General features: G+C 71.5%; 17 protein-coding genes. 4 read left to right on the top strand and 13 right to left on the bottom strand.

What is annotated here, in order from left to right; all coding sequences use genetic code 11:
• Window positions 1-47 precede the first annotated feature (47 nt).
• Both ACFYY7_RS17980 and ACFYY7_RS17975 read left to right on the top strand, forming a co-directional pair.
• The gene (locus ACFYY7_RS17980) at window positions 48-521 is read left to right on the top strand and encodes an SSI family serine proteinase inhibitor (RefSeq protein ID WP_388662681.1); all 474 of its coding nucleotides are present in this window, start codon (window positions 48-50) and stop codon (window positions 519-521) included.
• Window positions 522-701: 180 nt separating this feature from the next.
• Window positions 702-4,637, top strand: coding sequence for a PAS domain-containing protein (locus ACFYY7_RS17975; protein ID WP_388662494.1), 3,936 nt, complete (start codon window positions 702-704; stop codon window positions 4,635-4,637).
• 78 nt (window positions 4,638-4,715) lie between these two features.
• Here the strand turns inward: ACFYY7_RS17975 and ACFYY7_RS17970 are convergent, their stop codons facing one another.
• The 8 genes from ACFYY7_RS17970 to ACFYY7_RS17935 form a co-directional block, all read right to left on the bottom strand.
• Entirely contained in the window at window positions 4,716-6,365 is a 1,650-nt protein-coding gene (locus ACFYY7_RS17970) for a long-chain fatty acid--CoA ligase (protein ID WP_388662493.1), read from the bottom strand.
• Window positions 6,366-6,511: 146 nt separating this feature from the next.
• Entirely contained in the window at window positions 6,512-7,210 is a 699-nt protein-coding gene (locus ACFYY7_RS17965; protein WP_388662491.1) for a SigE family RNA polymerase sigma factor, read from the bottom strand.
• 196 nt (window positions 7,211-7,406) lie between these two features.
• Window positions 7,407-8,573, bottom strand: coding sequence for a lipid-transfer protein (locus ACFYY7_RS17960; RefSeq protein ID WP_388662489.1), 1,167 nt, complete (start codon window positions 8,571-8,573; stop codon window positions 7,407-7,409).
• A complete protein-coding gene (locus tag ACFYY7_RS17955; protein WP_376417827.1) occupies window positions 8,570-8,965 on the bottom strand; it encodes a MaoC family dehydratase in 396 nt (131 codons plus the stop codon). The genes ACFYY7_RS17960 and ACFYY7_RS17955 overlap by 4 nt, the downstream gene beginning before the upstream one ends.
• 2 nt (window positions 8,966-8,967) lie before the next feature.
• Window positions 8,968-10,017: an acyl-CoA dehydrogenase family protein gene (locus ACFYY7_RS17950; RefSeq protein ID WP_388662488.1), complete on the bottom strand. Its 1,050-nt coding sequence runs from the start codon at window positions 10,015-10,017 to the stop codon at window positions 8,968-8,970.
• 1 nt (window position 10,018) lies between these two features.
• A complete protein-coding gene (locus ACFYY7_RS17945; RefSeq protein ID WP_388662486.1) occupies window positions 10,019-10,981 on the bottom strand; it encodes a bifunctional MaoC family dehydratase N-terminal/OB-fold nucleic acid binding domain-containing protein in 963 nt (320 codons plus the stop codon).
• Window positions 10,978-12,177 (bottom strand): acyl-CoA dehydrogenase family protein, encoded by a 1,200-nt coding sequence (locus ACFYY7_RS17940; protein WP_388662484.1) that lies wholly within the window; start codon window positions 12,175-12,177, stop codon window positions 10,978-10,980. Before ACFYY7_RS17940 ends, ACFYY7_RS17945 begins: the two co-directional genes overlap by 4 nt.
• Before the next feature lie 226 nt (window positions 12,178-12,403).
• Window positions 12,404-12,715 (bottom strand): hypothetical protein, encoded by a 312-nt coding sequence (locus ACFYY7_RS17935; RefSeq protein WP_351260222.1) that lies wholly within the window; start codon window positions 12,713-12,715, stop codon window positions 12,404-12,406.
• A 335-nt stretch (window positions 12,716-13,050) separates the two neighbouring features.
• On the opposite strand from ACFYY7_RS17935, the gene ACFYY7_RS17930 reads away from it, so the two are divergent.
• On the top strand, window positions 13,051-13,932 hold the full coding sequence (locus ACFYY7_RS17930) for a bifunctional DNA primase/polymerase (protein WP_388662482.1): 882 nt from the start codon (window positions 13,051-13,053) through the stop codon (window positions 13,930-13,932).
• Here the strand turns inward: ACFYY7_RS17930 and ACFYY7_RS17925 are convergent.
• Complete coding sequence (locus tag ACFYY7_RS17925) at window positions 13,929-14,513, bottom strand: DinB family protein (protein WP_388662480.1); 585 nt, start codon at window positions 14,511-14,513, stop codon at window positions 13,929-13,931. The genes ACFYY7_RS17930 and ACFYY7_RS17925 overlap by 4 nt on opposite strands.
• Window positions 14,514-14,518: 5 nt before the next feature.
• Between ACFYY7_RS17925 and ACFYY7_RS17920 the strand changes: the two genes are divergently transcribed.
• Window positions 14,519-14,647: a hypothetical protein gene (locus tag ACFYY7_RS17920; protein ID WP_388662478.1), complete on the top strand. Its 129-nt coding sequence runs from the start codon at window positions 14,519-14,521 to the stop codon at window positions 14,645-14,647.
• Between the two features lie 33 nt (window positions 14,648-14,680).
• On the opposite strand, the gene ACFYY7_RS17915 is transcribed toward ACFYY7_RS17920, so the two are convergent.
• The 4 genes from ACFYY7_RS17915 to ACFYY7_RS17900 all read right to left on the bottom strand — a co-directional run bounded on the left by ACFYY7_RS17915 (window position 14,681) and on the right by ACFYY7_RS17900 (window position 18,122).
• Window positions 14,681-16,273, bottom strand: coding sequence for an ABC transporter substrate-binding protein (locus ACFYY7_RS17915; RefSeq protein WP_388662476.1), 1,593 nt, complete (start codon window positions 16,271-16,273; stop codon window positions 14,681-14,683).
• A gap of 434 nt (window positions 16,274-16,707) precedes the next feature.
• Window positions 16,708-17,175 carry an SAM-dependent methyltransferase gene (locus tag ACFYY7_RS17910; protein WP_388662474.1) on the bottom strand — a complete coding sequence of 156 codons (468 nt, stop codon included), beginning with the start codon at window positions 17,173-17,175 and terminating at the stop codon, window positions 16,708-16,710.
• A gap of 64 nt (window positions 17,176-17,239) precedes the next feature.
• Window positions 17,240-17,569 (bottom strand): SCO4225 family membrane protein, encoded by a 330-nt coding sequence (locus tag ACFYY7_RS17905; protein ID WP_388662472.1) that lies wholly within the window; start codon window positions 17,567-17,569, stop codon window positions 17,240-17,242.
• A 112-nt stretch (window positions 17,570-17,681) separates the two neighbouring features.
• Window positions 17,682-18,122, bottom strand: coding sequence for a hypothetical protein (locus tag ACFYY7_RS17900; protein ID WP_388662471.1), 441 nt, complete (start codon window positions 18,120-18,122; stop codon window positions 17,682-17,684).
• Window positions 18,123-18,172: the final 50 nt, after the last annotated feature.

Here is an 18,172-nt window from a genome sequence, read left to right as displayed (position 1 = left end):
TCCACCGGCACTCCCGCCGCAGTGCACGAGCACAGGAGCCCGCAATGTTGTTGCGCCGCCTCGCCCTCACCGCCGTCGTCTCCCTCGCCGTGCTGTCCGCCGTCGCGCCGGCCGCGACCGCGGACAGCGGCACCCTTCCGCTGCCGCTGCCCCGGCCGCTTCCCCTGCCCCTGCCCGTGCTCCAGGGCGAAGCCCCTGCCCGGCTGACGATCACCGTCTCGGGCGCGGAGAACGCCGCCGCCGACGGGACCTTCGAGCTTCGGTGCGCGCCGGCGGGCGGCAGCCACCCGGTGGCGGAGCAGGCCTGCGGCCGGCTGGACGAGCTGGCGGGCGAGGGGAAGGACCCGTTCGCCCCGGTGCCCGGGGACGCGCTGTGCACCCTGCAGCACGGGGGTCCGGCCACCGCCCGGATCACCGGGACCTGGCAGGGGCGGCACATCGACACGGTCTTCAGCCGGACCGACGGCTGCGAGATCTCCCGCTGGAACAACCTCGGACCGGTACTCCCGAACGTCGGCTGACCGGCCCGGCCCGAATGGAGTCGTACACCGTATGCACAGAACCTTGGTGAGAGCTCCCCCTCATCCGCAGCCCCTCGCCCCTCCGCTGCCTTTAGACTCCTCCAGTGACAGCCCGCGGCCCGAGGGGCAAGATGGGGCCCGCTGTCGGCAAGGTGCGGTAACCAGGGAGGAAGCGTCGTCGTGAGCAGCAGGCCATCCCGAGGCGCTGCTCGCCTCGCAGCCATACTCGATGCACTCCCCGACGGGCTGCTGCTCGTCAACTGCAACGGCACGGTCGTCAACGCCAACACCATCGCGCTCGAAATGTTCGAGACGCCGGGCACCGCGCTGGTCGGGCGCGGGCTCCTGGACCTGCTGCCCGAGTTCGACTCCAAGCTGATCCCGGGGTCGATGCGCCGCGCCGACGCCGCCGACGACCGCGGCCGCACGAAGCCGACCCGGATGACCGCCCGGCGGACCGACGGCACCGAGTACCCGGTCGAGGTCACCAGCGCCAGCCTGGAGGACGGGCAGGCCGCGTACAACGACTTCCAGAGCACCTACAGCGGCAGTTACACGGGCGACGAGCTGCTGATGCTCGTCGTGCGGGACCTGTCGGGCACCGTGGACACCGAGGCCGAACTGGCCCGTTCGCAGCGGCAGACGGAGATGATCCTGCGGGCCGCGTCCGAGGGCGTCGTCGGTACGGACACCGACGGCCGGGTCGTCCTGGTCAACCCCGCCGCCGCGCAGATCCTCGGCTTCCGCGCCAGCGACCTGGGCGGCCAGGAGCTGCATCCGCTGATCCTGCACTCGCGGGCGGAGGGCGAGCCGTTCCCGTACGAGGAGTCGCCGCTCGCCGACACCCTCAGGTCCGGGCGGAAGCACCGGGTGCGCGGGCAGGTCCTGTGGTCCAAGAGCGGCGCGCAGGTGCCGGTCGACCTGACCACCGCGCCGGTCCGGGACGGTGACCAGCTGGTCGGCGCCGTCATGACGTTCACCGACCGCAGGCCGTACGAGGAGCTCGGCGAGCAGCACCGGGCCGAGCTCGCCGAACTGACCGGCAACCACACCGCCGAGGTCGCCGAGCTGACGGAGCGGCACAGCACGGAACTTGCCGACCGGACCGAGCGGTACGCGGCCGAGCTGGAGGCGCAGGCCGATCTGCTGGCGGCGCTGACCGCCCGGCACACCCAGCTCACCGCCGTGCTCGGCGAATCGCTGCGCGGCCCGCTGGAGGAACTGCGCGGCGAGCTCTCGACGCTCGCCGCCGACCCGGCGGGGCAGCTGTGGCCCGAGGCCAACCAGATCCTGCACCACCTGGCGGCGGGCTACGCCCGGATGACCACCCTCGTCGACAACGTCCTCGGCTACCAGCTCCTGGACGCCGGCGCCGAGAAGCTGGCCAAGACGAACGTGCTGCTCGACTCGGTCGTGACGGCCGGCATCGACGCGGCCGTCGAGCTGATCGGTCCCGGGCGCGCCCAGTTCGCCGTGCACGCGCCGCCGATCGAGGCCGAGGTGGACGCGGCCCGGCTGGTGACCGCGCTGGCCCATCTGGTCGCGGATGTCGCCGGGGTCGACTCGACCGGCAAGACCCGGGTGGTGCCGGGCGGCGGGTACGTCGACTCGACGGTCGTCGTCGCGGCGGCGCAGCGCGGTGAGGTCGTACGGATCGAGGTGCGCGGACCGTTCGCCGGGGGAGACCCGGTGCACGAGCCGATCGTGCGCGGGATCGTGCGGGCGCACGGCGGTGTGCTCCAGACGCACGAGGTGCCGGGGATGAGCGGCAGCGCGTATGTGCTCGAAGTGCCGTTGGGCGCCGGTTCGGGGACGCTGACGGCGCCCGCGTCCGAGCCGGAGCCCGAGACCGGTGCGCAGCCCGCTCCCGGGCCCGAGGCGGCACAGCAGCCGGGCGGCGGGCGGCGGCGCGCGCGGCGGGCGTCCACGGACGCGTTCCTGGAGAGCCCCGTGGGCGGTTCCGGGGCGGGTGCCGGGTCCGACGGTGACACGGCGGCGGCCGAGCCGACGGGGCGGCGCCGGGCGCGTCGTGAGCCCGTGACGCAGGACGCGCACGGCGCGGAGAGCGCGCGCACCGAGGGTTCGGGGCGCAGGCGGGGGCGGCCGAGCCCGGCCGAGACCGGCGCTCAGCACTCGCTGCCCGAGCTGCCCGGGGCGCCTGAGGCACCCGGGTCGCCGGAGACGCCGGAGCAGGGGCAGGGGGCCGGGCAGGCGTTGGCGCTGCCCGCGGCCTCCGCGGCCCCGGCCGCCCCGTCCGCCCCGTCCGAAGGTTCCGTGGTGACGGCGGCCGAGGGTGCGCAGGGCGGCGGCAGCCGGCCGCAGCTCGGTCAGACCGTGCCGCCGCAGGGCGTGCCGGCCGAGGGGCAGATGGCGGTGCCGGTGCCCGCGGGTGGGCACCGTGCGCGTCAGGGTGCCGCGGGCCAGGGCCAGGGGCAGGGACAGGGGCTGGGGCAGCTGGCTCTGCCCGCCTCCACTTCGGATTCGGACGCTGCGCCGGACTCGGACGCTGCTCCGGATTCGGCTGCCGTCCCCGCTCCGGCCGTGCCGTCGCAGGCGCCTCAGCCGGCCGGGCGGCGGGCCCGGCGGGCGCTGGCGGCCGCCCAGGAGCGGACCGCCCAGGCCGAGCCCGCAGGGCCCCGTACCGCGTTCGCGCTGCCGCCTGCGGAGGCCGACCGGTCCCCGGCCACGGCCGCCGACGCGGACGCCTCGCTGCCGGGGCGCCACGACGCCGTACAGATCGCGCCGGGCGACGACCACACCCCGCCCCAGCCGCATCCCGTACCGACCGGCCGTCGGCGCGCCCGCCCCTCCGAGACCCCGCACCAGGCCGAACAGGGCGAGCAGGGCGACGGGCTGCCCGGCGAAGGCACGGAGCCGCCCGCGGCCGGGCAGACCACGCATGCCACGGGCACCACGGCCGTCACGGCTCCCGCAGCGGGCTCCGCGGAGGGCCCGCAGGGCATCTCTCCCGTACCGGACGCGCGCAGGCAGCCGCTGCCCGCGGAGGCTCCGATGCCGGGCGGTTCGTCGGACTCGACGCAGGGGCGCGCGTTCAGTGTGCGGACGCTCGGGCAGGGCGTGCCCTTCGCCCAGCACATCGCTCACCAGCAGAACCAGACGCTCGGCGGTGCCGGACGGCGCCGCAAGCTCGCCGCGCCGCCGGAGGGCGAGCGCACCCCGCAGGCCGCCGCGCCGACGCCGTCCCCGTCCGTCCCCGCACCGGGCTCGGGTCCGGGGCAGGGCCCGCTGCGCCCGGTCCCGGAGGCCGAGGGGCGCGCGTACGCGATAGGCGCCCCCGACGAGGGCGCCGAGGGGCCGGAGCCGCTGGACGGCCCGGGTGGCGCGGTCGAGGTCGCCAACCGCCCGTCGCCGCAGCCGGTCGACGACGAGCTGCCCCCGGAGCCGCTGGACAACCCGCGCCGGCTGCTCGTCTGGCCGGCGCCCGACGTCTCCACCCAGCAGGCGCTGAGCGACCGCGGCTACCGGCCGGTGATCGTGCACTCTCGCGAGGAGGTCGACGCCCAGATCGCGGCGTTCCCCGCCGCGCTCTTCGTCGATCCGCTGACCGGCCCCATCACCCGCAAGGCCCTCCAGTCGCTGCGTCAGGCGGCGGTGGCGGCCGAGGTCCCGGTGCTGGTGACGGCGGGCCTGGGACAGGCCTCGCGGGACGCAGCGTACGGTGCCGACCCCGCTGTGCTCCTCAAGGCGCTCGCCCCGCGCGACAGCGAACAGCATCCGCCCCGGGTGCTGTTGATCGAGGAGCACGAGGAGATCGCGCTGGCGCTGACGGAGACCCTGGAGCGCCGCGGCATGCAGGTGGCGCGGGCCTCCACCGACAGCGAGGCGGTGTCGCTCGCCACCCGGATGCGGCCCAACCTGGTGGTGATGGACCTGATGCAGGTGCGCCGCCGCCGGGCCGGCATCGTCGACTGGCTGCGCGCCAACGGCCAGTTGAACCGGACCCCGCTGGTCGTCTACACCTCCGCCGACATGACCGGTTCGGAGCTGCCGAAGCTCGGCTCGGGCGAGACCGTGCTCTTCCTGGCCGAGCGGTCCACGAGCGAAGAGGTCCAGGCACGCATCGTCGATCTGCTCGCGAAGATCGGTACGAACTGAGACGCGGGAAGTGAGACACGGCGAGGGCGGTACGGGAATCGTTCCCGTACCGCCCTCGGCGTTTCCGCGGCGCCCGGTTCAGAGCTGGGTGATGTCCAGCTCGCCCGCCGCGTACTGCCTGCGGATCACCTTCTTGTCGAACTTGCCGACGCTGGTCTTCGGCACGGCGGCGATGACCGTCCAGCGCTCCGGCAGCTGCCACTTGGCGATGCCGGACGTGGCGAGGAAGTCCTTCAGCACCTCGTAGCCGACGCTCGCGCCGTTCTTGAGGACCACGGTCGCCAGCGGGCGCTCGCCCCACCTCTCGTCCGGGACGGCGACGACCGCCGCCTCGGCCACATCGGGGTGCGCCATCAGGGCGTTCTCCAGTTCGACGCTGGAGATCCACTCGCCGCCGGACTTGATGACGTCCTTGGCCCGGTCGGTGAGCGTGAGGAAGCCGTCCTCGCTGATCACTCCGACGTCACCGGTCTTCAGCCAGCCGTCCTCGCTGAACTTGTCCTCGGGGCGCAGCGGCTCACCGTCCACACCTCCGTAGTAGGCCCCGGCGATCCAGGGGCCGCGCACCTCCAGCTCACCGGCCGACTCGTTGTCCCACGGCAGGTGCTCGCCGCCAGGGCCGACCAGCCGTGCCTCCACCCCGGCCGGGAAGCGGCCCTGCGTTATGCGGTAGGGCCATGCTTCCTCCTCGGTCAGTCCGGCGGGCGGGTTGGCCATGGTGCCGAGCGGCGAGGTCTCCGTCATGCCCCAGGCCTGGCAGAGGCGGACGCCGAGCTTGTCGTACGCGGCCATGAGGGAGGGCGGACAGGCGGCGCCGCCGATGGTGACGCGGGCCATGGAGCTGAGATCGCGCGGGTTGGCGGTGACCTCGGCGAGCAGGCCCTGCCAGATGGTGGGGACGGCGGCGGCGTGGGTCGGCCGCTCGCGCTCGATCATCTCGGCGAGCGGGGCGGGCTGCAGGAACCGGTCGGGCATGAGCACGTTGATGCCGGACATGAACGTCGCGTGCGGCAGCCCCCAGGCGTTCACATGGAACTGGGGGACGACCACCAGCGTGGTGTCCTTGTCGGTCAGGCCCATCGACTCGGCCATGTTGACCTGCATGGAGTGCAGGTAGACGGAGCGGTGCGAGTAGACGACGCCCTTGGGGTCGCCGGTGGTGCCGGAGGTGTAGCACATGGCGGCGGCCTGGCGTTCGTCCAGCTCGGGCCAGTCGTAGTGGGTGGAGCGGCCGGCGATCAGCTCCTCGTACTCGTGCACCCGGGGCGTCGCCCCGTCGAGGAGCGAACGGTCGCCCGGACCGGTGACGATCACGTGCTCGACCGACGTCAGCTGGGGGAGGAGCGGCGCGAGCAGCGGCAGCAGGGAGCCGTTGACGATGAGGACCCTGTCGTCCGCGTGCCCGACGATCCAGACCAGCTGTTCGGCCGGGAGCCGGAGGTTGAGCGTGTGGAGGACCGCGCCCATCGAGGGGACCGCGAGATACGCCTCCATGTGCTCGGCGTTGTTCCACATGAGGGTGGCCACCCGCTGGTCGCCCTCGACGCCGAGTTCGTCGCGCAGCGCGCCGGCGAGCTGCGTGGCCCGTCGGCCGATCTCGGCGAAGCTGCGCCGTTGCGGCTCGGGTTCGCCGGTCCAGGTCGTGACCTGTGACTTCCCATGAATGGTCATCCCGTGGTTCAGGATGCGGGTGACAGTCAGCGGTACGTCCTGCATGGTGCTCAGCACGGCGTCCTCCCGGTGGGCGCTACGCGGCAGTAAGGTTGGCCTGATTCTGCCCACATACCGCTCGGTATGTCACTAGTCCCGAGAGTACGAATCGGTGTCGTTCGGCAAAATCAGGCGCGGTCGCCGGTGCACCGCCGCCCCCGGGGTCACCGCACCGGAGCCAGTTCCGGGTCCTGCCTGAGCTTGCCGAGCGCCCGCGACACCGCGCTCTTCACGGTGCCGACGGAGACCCCGAGCACCTCGGCCGTCTGGGCTTCGCTCAGGTCCTCGTAGTAGCGCAGGACCACCATCGCCCGCTGCCGGTCCGGCAGCCTCAGCACTGCACGCCACATGGCGTCGTGCAGCGTCTGCTGCTCGGCCGGGTCGGGGGCCGGGGCGGCCTCCTGCTCGGGCAGCTCGTCGCAGGCGAACTCGTCGACCTTGCGCTTGCGCCACTGCGAGGTCCGGGTGTTCAGCAGGGCCCGGCGGACGTAGCCGTCGAGCGCCCGGTGGTCCTCGATCCGCTCCCAGGCCACGTACGTCTTGGTGAGCGCGGTCTGCAGCAGGTCCTCGGCGTCGCTCGGGTTGGCGGTGAGCGAGCGCGCGGCCCGCAGCAGCACGGGCCCCCTCGCGCGGACGAAGGAGGAGAACGATGGGTAGGGGGCGTAGGGGGCGTACGGGGCATACGGCGCGTTCGGGGCGTACGGGGTCCGCGAGGGGTACGCGGGGTGTGCGGTGCGCGCTCCGTGCTGGCTGGGTGCGCCGTGTCCGGTGATGTGCGGGGTGTGCGACATGTGTCCCGGGTACGGCGCGTGTCCGGTGGTGGCGGCTCCCCCGGAGCTGCCCGTGCAGACTGGCGTGGTCATGGCTCCACGCTAGAAGCGGGCACCGCACCGGGGGATCGGCCCCAGGTCCCGAAAGCACGTCCGCCTCAGGGTGTAGGGGTAGGGCCTCCTCCACCTCCTGTAGGTGGAGTCGTCGTCCCCAGGGATCAGGGGCGCGCCCCTGAGGCGGCCCCTGACGGCCGCACGGCCGCGGGCGCCCGCCCCGGGCCGGACGGGCTCAGTCGTCCGTGCCGAGGATCAGCCCCGAGGTGGGTACGCCGGTGCCTGCCGTGACCAGGGTCCTGGCCGCCCCGGGGACCTGGTTCACCGACGAGCCGCGGATCTGCCGGACCGCCTCCGCGATGCCGTTCATGCCGTGCAGATACGCCTCCCCCAGCTGGCCCCCGTGCGTGTTCAGGGGCAGCGCGTCCGCCTCGACGAAGCCGGCCGCCTCGCCCGGCGCACAGAAGCCGAACTCCTCCAGCTGCATCAGGACGAAGGGGGTGAAGTGGTCGTAGAGGATGCCCACGTCGATGTCGGAGGGGGAGAGACCGGAGCTGCGCCAGAGCTGCCGGGCGACCACTCCCATCTCCGGCAGGCCGGTCAGACCGTCGCGGTAGAAGCTCGTCATCTGCTCCTGCGCCCGCCCGGCGCCCTGCGCCGCGGCCACGATCACGGCGGGCGGCCGCCGCAGGTCCCGGGCCCGCTCGGCGCTGGTGACGACGATCGCCTGCCCGCCGTCGGTCTCCTGGCAGCAGTCGAGCAGCCGCAGCGGCTCGACGATCCACCGCGACGCCGCGTGGTCGGCCAGGGTGATCGGCTTCCCGTAGAAGTACGCCGCAGGGTTCCGGGCGGCATGACGGCGGTCGGTCACCGCGACATGGCCGAAGACGTCCGGCGTCAGCCCGTAGGCGTGCAGATAGCGCTGGGCGGCCATGGCGACCCAGGAGGCCGGGGTGAGCAGCCCGAAGGGCAGGTTCCAGCCGAGCGCCGCGCCTTCCGCGGTGGGCTCCCGCTGCTGCACGCCGGAGCCGAATCTGCGCCCCGAGCGCTCGTTGAACGCGCGGTAGCAGACCACCACGTCGGCCACCCCGGTCGCCACCGCCATCGCCGCCTGCTGGACGGTGGCGCAGGCCGCCCCGCCGCCGTAGTGGATGCGGGAGAAGAACGACAGCTCACCGATCCCGGCCGCCTGGGCGACGGTGATCTCGGGGCTGGTGTCCATGGTGAAGGTGACCAGCCCGTCCACGTCGTCGGGGGTCAGCCCGGCGTCGTCGAGGGCGGCCCGCACCGCCTCGACGGCCAGCTTCAGCTCGCTGCGCCCGGAGTCCTTGGAGAACTCGGTCGCGCCGATCCCCACGACCGCAGCCCTGCCGCCGAGCGAATCGGCCCCGCGCACGCTCATGCCGCCCCCCGCGGTACGCCGACGGTCACCGTGCCAGTGACGTGTCTGCCCAGGCCGTTGGAGCCGATGATCTTCACCTCGGCCGTCCCGTCGTCCGCGACGGAGGTGACCGTGCCGCTCAGGACCATGGTGTCCCCGGGGTAGTTGGGCGCGCCCAGCCGGATCGCGACCTTGCGGAGCACGGCCGACGGGCCGAGGCGGTCGGTGACGTACCTGCCGACCAGGCCGTTGGTCGTCAGGATGTTCATGAAGATGTCCGGGGAGCCCTTCTCCCGGGCGAGCTCCGCGTCATGGTGCACGTCCTGGTAGTCGCGGGAGGCGATCGCGCCCGCCACGATCAGGGTGCGGGTCACCTCGATCTCCAGCGGCGCCAGTTCGTCACCGGCCTTCACCTTCACTCCGTGCCCTCCTTCACCAGCGAATCGCCGAGTTCCTGAAGCACTTCGCCGCCGCATCCCAGGTAGGCGTCGAGCTGCCGGCCCCAGAGGAAGTGGCGGTGCACGGGGTGGTCGAGGTCCGCGCCGGTGCCTCCGTGCAGGTGCTGCCCGGCGTGCACCACCCGCTTTCCGGCCTCCGATGCCCACCAGGCGGCGGTCAGCGCCTGCGGTCCGTACGGCAGACCCGTGTCGTACCGCCAGGCCGCCTCGTACGCGGTGACCCGGATCGCCTCGGTGTCCATATGGGCGTCGGCGGCGCGCAGCAGCACCCCCTGCTTGGTGGAGAGGGGGCGCCCGAACTGTTCCCGGGTGTTGACGTGCGCGACGGCGCGGGCCAGCGAACCGGCGCACACCCCGGCCTGCAGTCCCGCGAACGCCGTCCGGGCCGCCGCCAGCACCGCCTCGTACGCCCCGGCGCCGCCGAGCCGCTCCCCGCGTGCCCCGTCCAGGACGAGCCGCGCCGCCGACCACGGCGCCGTGGTCTCCACCGGCTCGGTCAGCACACCGGGATCACCCGTCCGGACGATCCACAGCCGGTGCTCCCGGTCCGGTACGAGGACGAGGTCGGCGTCCCGCAGCCACGGCACGTACGGCACGCTGCCGCTCAGCCGTCCCGCGTCGTCGGTGCCGGTACCGTCCGCCCGTATCCCGCCGCGCGCCGGGAAGGCCCCGGTGGCGACGGCCGTACCGTCCCTCAGCGCGGGCAGCAGCCGCTCCCGCTGTTCGTCCGTGCCGTGCCTGGCGACGGACAGCAGCCCGTACACACAGCTCGCCGCGAACGGCACCTGCGCCGTCGTGCGCCCCTGCTCCTCCAGCAGGAGCACCAGGCCGAGCAGCCCGGTCTCCTCGACGGCCGCGGTCAGCCCGGCCGCGCAGAGCTCCTTCCACAGCTCGGCATCGGTCGCCGGGCCGGCCACGGCCAGCCGCTCGGGCGTCGACAGATCGCCGAAGATCCGCGCCGCGAGCCCCTGTGCCGCCGACTGCTCCTCGGTGGGTGCGAAATCCATCTCAGCCCTCGCCTCCCCGGAAGACCGGAAGCTCCAACTCGGGGTCCGTACGCAGGAATTCCAGCCGCACGGGCATTCCCGGCCGCACCTTGTCGTACGGCACGCCGACGACATTGCTGACCATCCGTACCCCCTCGACCAGCTCGATCAGTGCCACCGCGTACGGTCCGCCCGCCCCGTCGGCGGCGAACGCGGGGAAGGGCGGGTGGTGCATCACCACATGGCTGAAGACGGTGCCCTCGCCGCTCGCCTCGACCGTGTCCCACTCCTGGCAGCCGCACGCGTTGCAGCCGGGCAGCCAGGGGAAGCGCAGCGTGGCGCACTCGCCGCACCGCTGGATCAGCAGCCGGTGCTCGGCGACGCCCTGCCAGAACCCGGCGTTGTCCCGGTTGATCACCGGCCTCGGGCGCCGGCTCCTCGCGTCGCCGCGCGTCGCCCGTTTCGCCTTCGCCGGGGTGTACTTGAGGATCCGGAAGCGGTGCGTCCCGGCGGGTTCGCCGTCCGCCCCGACGTCCATGCGCGTGGTGACGAAGTACCCCGTCCCGAGCTTGGTGGTCTTGCGCTCGGAGACCGATTCGATGACCGCGTCGAAGGTGATCCGGTCCCCGGGCCGCAGCGGCCGCAGATACTCCTGCTCGCAGTCGGTGGCGACCACCGAGGTGTATCCCGCGCCGTCGAGCAGCCCGAAGAGTTCCTCGTACGCCGCGGAGCGGTCGGTGTGCCCCGACAGGCCGCCCATCGTCCACGCCTGGAGCATCGTCGGCGGAGCGACCGCGTCCGGTCCCGCGTACGCCGGGTTCGTGTCCCCCATCGCCTCGCACCAGTGCCTGATCATCGCCTCGTTGACCGGGTCCTTGCCGGTGCCCGCGGTCGCGGCCGCCCGCCCCTCGAACTCCTTGAGCCGCCCGTGGAGCTCGTCCGGCCCCTCGTCCGGCCCCTTGGGCGCTCCCGTCCCGGCCGTCACCGCCTGCCCCGCTTCATGCCGAGACGCATCGTCGCGACGATCTCCCGCTGCACCTCGCTCACCCCGCCCCCGAAGGTGTTGATCTGCGCCGCCCGGTTCATCCGCTCCAGTTCCCCGTCCCCGAAGGCGCCGGGCGAACCGCCCCGCACCATGCCCGTCTCTCCGGTGATCTCCTGGCACATCCGGTACACCTCGACGGCGCTCTCGGTCCCCGCGAACTTCACGCCGCTCGCCTCGCCCGGGGCCGGTGAACCCGCCCCGACGTCCCCCACCAGGCGCCAGTTGAGCAGCCGCGTCGCCGCCAGCCGGGCATACGCCTCGGCCAGCCGGGCGCGCACCCACGGCTCGTCGGCCGGACGCCCGCCCGTCACGGGGTCGGGGGTGCGGGCGTGCGCGAGGGCCGCCTCGTAGAAGTCCTCGGCCTGCATCCCGATCGCGGCGAGGGCCACCCGTTCATGGTTCAGCTGATTGGTGATCAGCCCCCAGCCGCCGTTCTCCGGGCCCACCAGGTTGGTGGCCGGCACCCGTATCCCGTCGTAGTAGGTGGCCGTCGTGGTGAGCCCGCCCACGGTCTCGATCGGCGTCCAGGAGAACCCGGGGGAGTCGGTCGGCACGAGGATGATCGAGATGCCCTGATGCTTGGGCGCGTCGGGATCCGTACGGCAGGCGAGCCAGATCCAGTCCGCGTTCTGGGCGTTGCTGGTGAAGATCTTCTGCCCGTCGATCACCCAGTGGCCGCCGTCGGGGCCGGTGGCGTCCCCGCGGTCCCGCACCGCCCTGGTGCGCATCGAGGCGAGGTCGGTACCGGCCTCGGGCTCGCTGTAGCCGATGGCGAAGACGAGGTCGCCGCTGAGGATCCTGGGCAGGAAGTACGCCTTCTGCTCATCGGTCCCGTACTTCATCAGCGTCGGGCCGACGGTGTTGAGGGTGACCATCGAGACGGGTGCCCCGGCCCGGTACGCCTCGTCGAAGAAGACGAACTGCTCGTCGGCGCCGCGCCCCTGGCCGCCGTACTCGACGGGCCAGCCGAGTCCGAGCATCCCGTCGGCGCCGATCCTGCGCAGCACCCGCCGCTGTTCGGCCGGGTCCTCGGCCCCCGGGGCCGTACCCGCGTCCCTCCCGGGCATCACCTCGCGGAAGTACGTGCGGAGTTCGGCGCGCAGCTGTTGCTGGCGTTCCGTCTGGGCGAGGTGCACGGCGGGCTGCCTCCCGGACACGGGGCGTACGGATCAGGGTTTCTGACTGTCCGTCAGATCCAGGTCCGCTGTCAAGGTCGGCGACACCCCTCGGAGATACGCCCGCCCCGGTGATGCACTTCCTCCGGAAACGCGAAACGGCCCGCGCGAGGGCGCCTGAGCACCCTCGCGCAGACCGTGTTGCATGTGCGGCCGACCCTGGCCCGACCCCCCGACCGGCCACGGCTCACCAGAGGTTGGTGAAGTTCACCGCGACGTTGTCGTTGTCCTGGTCGACCACGGTGAACCCCGAGCCGTTCACCTGCGCGGAGTTGCTCGAGTTCGACGCTCCGGAGCCGACGGCCTGCTGCTGGGACGTGGACGAGTTGCCGGAGTTGTTGCCGCCGACACCGCTGCCGACGACCGTCGCAACGGCCGCGTTGGATCCGTCGTTCGCGAACGAGCCGCTGTCGGCCTGGGCCACACCGCTGAAGAGCGCGGCGGCGAGAGGCAGGGCGGCAACAGCGGCGAGGGCACGAGCGGTACGGATGCTTGCCATTTCAAATCCTCCAGGAACCGGAAATACGGCTTGTTCCGAGGCAGTTGGCCGACCGCCCCGGTCTTGGTCACGACGTCGCGAGACCAGAGTTGCCCACCGGATCCCCGGCGAACCGCCTGCACGAGCCGATTCCCCCGCAGGCGTGAGGAAGCTCCGATAAACCTTTGCGCGCCCCAAAAGCCCCAGGTCACCCCTGCCCGCGCCCCGCCGGGGAATCACCGGGAAACGGCAGGGCGGCCCGGTCCGTACCCCCCAAGGGGAGAAGCGTTCCGGCGGCCGGCCCGTCGGCGCCACACTCCCTTCCCTTTTTCGAACACCTGAACGAAAATAGAGCCATGGCCATCACCGACCGGCAGACCGCCACCCTGGCCCTCGCCCACGCGCTCTCCGCCGCCGAGCGCGGGCTCCCCGTCATCCCGCTGACCGCCCGCAAGCTTCCCGCGCTGCCCTCTCCGCACCGGAACGACGACCGCCGGTCCACCTGCCGGGGCGCCTGCGGCCTCCCCGGGCACGGTGTCCACGACGCCACCACGGACCCGGCCGCCGTACGGGCCCTCTTCGCCGCCGCCCCCTGGGCCACCGGCTACGGCATCGCCTGCGGCCGGCCCCCGCACCACCTCATCGGCATCGACCTGGACGTCGACACCCCGGGCGGCGAGGACTCCGCCGTATCGCTCCGGCGGCTGGCCCTGCACCACCTGTTCACGATCCCGCCGACCGTCACGGTCCTCACCCCGAGCGGCGGGCGGCACCTCTGGCTGACCGGCCCGCCCGGCATCCCCGTACCGAACTCCGCGAGCCGTCTGGCCCCCGGCATCGACATCCGGGGCACCGGCGGCTACCTGGTGGGCCCCGGCTCGGTCACTCCGCACGGCCGCTACCGACTGGCCCCGGGCACCGCCGGCCTGCCTCCGGCCCCCTGCCCCCGCGCACTGCTGCGCCTGCTCATGCCCCCGGCGCGCCGCCGGACCGGCACAAAGTCCTCGGACCGGGGCCGGGGACTGGTCCGCTTCGTCCTCGCGGCACGCGAGGGCCAGCGCAACACACGGCTCTTCTGGGCGGCCTGCCGCGCCTACGAACACGGCTACGGCGACGCCCTGGCGGACGCCCTCACCCACGCCGCCGTCCGCACCGGCCTCACCGAACGCGAGGCCCGCGCCACCATCGAATCGGCGGCCCGCCTCACCACGGCCGCACCCGGAGCGACGGACGACTAAGCCTTGATTGGTGCGGCCGTCCTGGCGGCCTGCTCGATCTTCGCGCAGTAGGCCGCACGGGCTTCCTCGTCGATCTGCATCTCGTGTTCGGGGCGCACCCCGGTCCGGCCGTCGAGGCCCTCGCGCAGGATGTCGGCGTGCCCGGCATGCCGGTTGGTCTCGCCGAGGACATGGACCAAGACGGCGAACAGGTTCGTGTTGGGACAAGGCTCCGGCCACCACGGCACGTGGCCGGGGGCGTCGAGGGGAAGCTCGTTGATCGTCGCGTCAGAGTGTTCGCACGTGCGCCGGTAGAACCCGATGATCTGATCGCGGGTCTCGTCCTCGGTCGCCCACAGATCGCTGCCGTTGTAGTCCTGCCACCGGGGCAGCGGTTCCGGGGAAGGGCGGTCGAAGACCTCGCCGAAGTACCTGGCCTCGACGGTGGCCACGTGCTTGACCAGGCCGAGGAGGTTGGTCCCGGTCGCTGTCAAAGGCCGGCGGGCGTCGTATTCGGACAAGCCGTCGAGTTTCCAGAGCAGCGCCTTGCGGTCCCGCCGCAGTCTCCCGTGCAGGTTGTCCTTCGCGAATTCATCGATCATGCGGCATGAACCTTCCATGGGCTGCTCGCGGTCTCAAGATCCCGTACGTGGACCGCAACGACCGGCAGAGCCCAGGCCTGGTCATGGCCGCCGCCCTGACCTGCTACAAGAAGCTCGCGAAACTTGCCACGTGAGACGACCTCTGAGGGCTGTCCCGTGGCAGAGCGTCAGGGCGCCATGCTGAGTTCCCAGAACCGGAAGACGGTGGACGTGTCCAGACAGTTCTGCAGACCCCGGACGTTCTCGTTGGCGACCGCGTACTGCTTTCCCTGCCAGAGCGGCAGGAGCGGCAGCTGACGCGCCACGATGTCCTGGAGCTTGATGAACGCCGACCGGGTGTTCGAGCGGTCGGTCATGGACGAGGTCTCCGGGATGATCTTCTTGGTGATCTCGCTGTTCTCGTAATTGTTCGACAGGACGTTTCCGTCACCGAAGAACGGCTGGGTGAAGTTGTCGGGGTCGGGATAGTCAGGAACCCAGCCCTTGACGTAGACGCCGAACTTGCCCTCGGCGATGCCCTTTTCGTACTGGTCGACCGGAACGGACTTCATCCCGGCCTCGAACAGTCCGCTCTTGTTCAACTGATCTGCGATGGTCCGGAGTTCGTCGTCGGTGGCCGGTCCGTAACGGCTCGGCGTCGACCAGAGGGTGAGTTTCACCTTCTCGGTGATCCCGGATTCCCTCAGCACGTCCTTCGCCTTCTGCGGCTGCGGGCTGTCGCCGTAGGTGTTGAAGAAGGAGTTGCCGTGCCCGGTGATACCGACCGGGACGATCGAGTAGAGCGGCGTCGCCGTGGACTGGTAGACCTGGCTGACCAGGGCGTATCGGTCGACGAGATAGGCGATGGCCTTGCGTACGGCGAGCTTGCCGACCACAGGGTCGGAAACGTTGAAAACCATGTGCTGGACTTCCGCGCTGCTTCCCTGGACGACGTCGATGCTGTCCTTCTCCGCGCTGGGCGAAGTGTCCAGGGCGGCAACCGTCTTGGCGGTGAGACCGCGGTACGCGATGTCGACCTCGTCCTCCTCCAGCGCGGTCTTGAGCGCGTTCTGGTCGCCCTGGAATAGCTTCATCGTCACGCCGGAGTTCTTCACCTCGGCGGTTCCGTGATAGCCGGAATAGACCGAGAATTCGGCCTTCGTCTTGTCTATGGAGTCCAGCTTGTAAGGACCGGAACCGACCGTCTCGCCGCCTTCGAGCAGCTTGTCCTCGGGATAGACCCGGCGGTCCACGATGGAGCCGGCACCCGATGCGATCTTGCTCGGGAACGTGGCGTCGGGCACCTTGAGGCGGAATACGACGGTCTTGTCGTCCGGGGTCCTGATCGACGAGATGCCGGAGAGCAGCGGCGCCGGTCCCGCCGGGTCGTTGATCTTGATCGCCCGGTCGAAGGAGTACTTGACGTCCGCCGAGGTGAGGCTGTGGCCGTTGCTGAACTTCAGATCGTCGCGCAGGGTGCAGGTGTAGGTCCTGCTGCCGTCCGAGAAGGCGCACTCGTCGGCGGCCTCGGGCACCGGTATGGAGCTCCCGGGCGGGAAACTCAGCAGCGACTGGAAGACGTTGTTGAACAGCAGCCAGGACCCGGGGTCGTACCCCGCGGCAGGATCGGTCGCCAGGATGTCGTCGGACATGCCGACGACCATCGTGTCCTTGCTCTCGAACGGCCAGATCTGGTCCTCCGAGCCGCAACCCGCCAGTACCAGCACCACCGCCACTCCCCCTGAGATCAGAGTGGCCGACCGCCTCGTACGAACCTTCACAGAACGCGCCTCATACTCTCGGCCGGGAACGTGGGGCTCCCCGGACAACCGGATCAGGTCAGGATCTACTGCGAACGTCGCGACCGTCCAGCACTGTCAGCCCGGCCGTGCGCGGTGGTGCGAACCGAAAGCCTGCCTGGACATGGTGTTCACCAGGGTTCTTCGTGGTGACCGACTGCCGAATGACAGCTGATGAACGATGGAAGGCAGACCATGATCGGCCTCGTGGTGCGATGACAATCTAGTAGTACGCAGCGCTGTGTGGTGGCACATCATGCGACAAAAATCTTCACCCTCAGCCGTGCCACAGACGTAAATGGCTGGTATCCAACCGTGCCGCCCCACCACCAGCCCCGGCCACCGCGGCTACGCCCCTGATCAGCGAACTCTCTGCGGACAAACATCACTTGCCCCACCCGTCCCGACGGTCCAACCTACGGCTGGAAGTACTCCGACATCAGGCCGCTGACCCACTCCGGCTGTTTGACGTCCACGGGGCTGAACTCCACCATCGCCGGCTTCAGGTCGATGACCGGGGTACCCGAGACGGCGTCGAGGCCCACCACCGTCAGTTCGCGGCCGTCGACGGATTCGACGGCGCAGCACGTCACCCCGATGCGGTTCGGCCTGCGGGGTCCGCGGCCGGCGAACACTCCGACGGGCGGAAGGTCCGACCGGCCGCGGTAGGGGCGTGGTTCGCGGTAGTCGTCGCGCTCCGGGAGCTGGTCGAAGACGAAGAGGACCTCCACGTGGGAGAACCCCTCCAGGCCCTGGAGTGCCGCCTCGCCGAAGCGCTCGTCGACGGTGATCGTGCTGCGGACTGCACCCCAGTTGTCCGTGTGCTGGACATCCGTCCGGTCGTTCCGGACCGTACCAATCGGTGTGATCTCGAAGCTCGCCATGGCTGGAGGCTATCCCCGCCGCGCGTGCTCCAGCAGTGGCCTGCCGAGCAAGGAACGGAACAGTTCAGCCGCGGCTCGGACGGGGGAGCCCCTGGCGACGGCCGCGCAGAACCGCCAGAAGCGCCCCCAGGGCGAACGACTGGACCAGAGCGCTGATGACGACCCCGCCGACCAGGTACCCGACGGGCGCCTCCGTACCCCAGACCGCCTCGACCGCCCCTGCCGCCAGCAAGGAAGTGGGGGCGGTGAGAAGGAACGTCCATATCCCGACGATTCCGGGATCCTCGAACAGCACGGCAGCCACTTCCAACACGACGGTCGCACCGACGAGCCCCAGATAGACAGCGGAAGCAGCATTGGCGAAGGTCAGACGCAGCAGGGTGCGAGCACTCATCGATTCCCCCAGAAGATGTGGTGCTGCCCATGCTCCTGGCGAGACCATGACACCGGCGTGAGTAGCCGTGCTCAATTCGCCCCTGCCCCGGCACTCCGGCCCCCGCAGGCGGTCAGCCCGCGGAAGCCCGGGTCGGCTCAGTCGCCGGAGTAGCCCCAGAGGTAGATCTCCCGCGGCTCCCCCACGTCGTCATGGAGCACGGCGCACTGCCCGTACCAACGCCAGTGTCGAACTCCTCGAACCTCGACAAGTGCGCCCGGGTGAGCTTCCGCGCGCCCAGGACCCGCAGCGCCTCCTCCTCGGTCACCTGCTTGACCGTGCCGTGGTCCGGCTCCTCGTCGGGCCCGGTGATCCGGAAGATGTCGAGGATCGAGTGCGTCCCGTCGTGCTGCACGAGCTCGTGCTCCCACAGCTCCTCCTCGGTCTCGGGCCACGGCAGCCGCTCCTGCTCGGGCCACCAGTCGGCGCCCGGACCCCAGTAGTACTCCCGCTCCTCGAAGACCTTCCGTCGCAACCCCTGGAACGCCCCGACGAGATCTTCCTGATACGGCACGGAGTAGTCCCACCCCGAAGCACCTGTCCGCCGTCCCCTCCCCACACAGC

Origin of the sequence: Streptomyces sp. NPDC001933 (assembly GCF_042890955.1) — a bacterium.
GTDB lineage: Bacteria > Actinomycetota > Actinomycetes > Streptomycetales > Streptomycetaceae > Streptomyces.
Note: the sequence above shows the minus strand (reverse complement) of the source record. Positions and strands in the feature narration are given on the sequence as shown.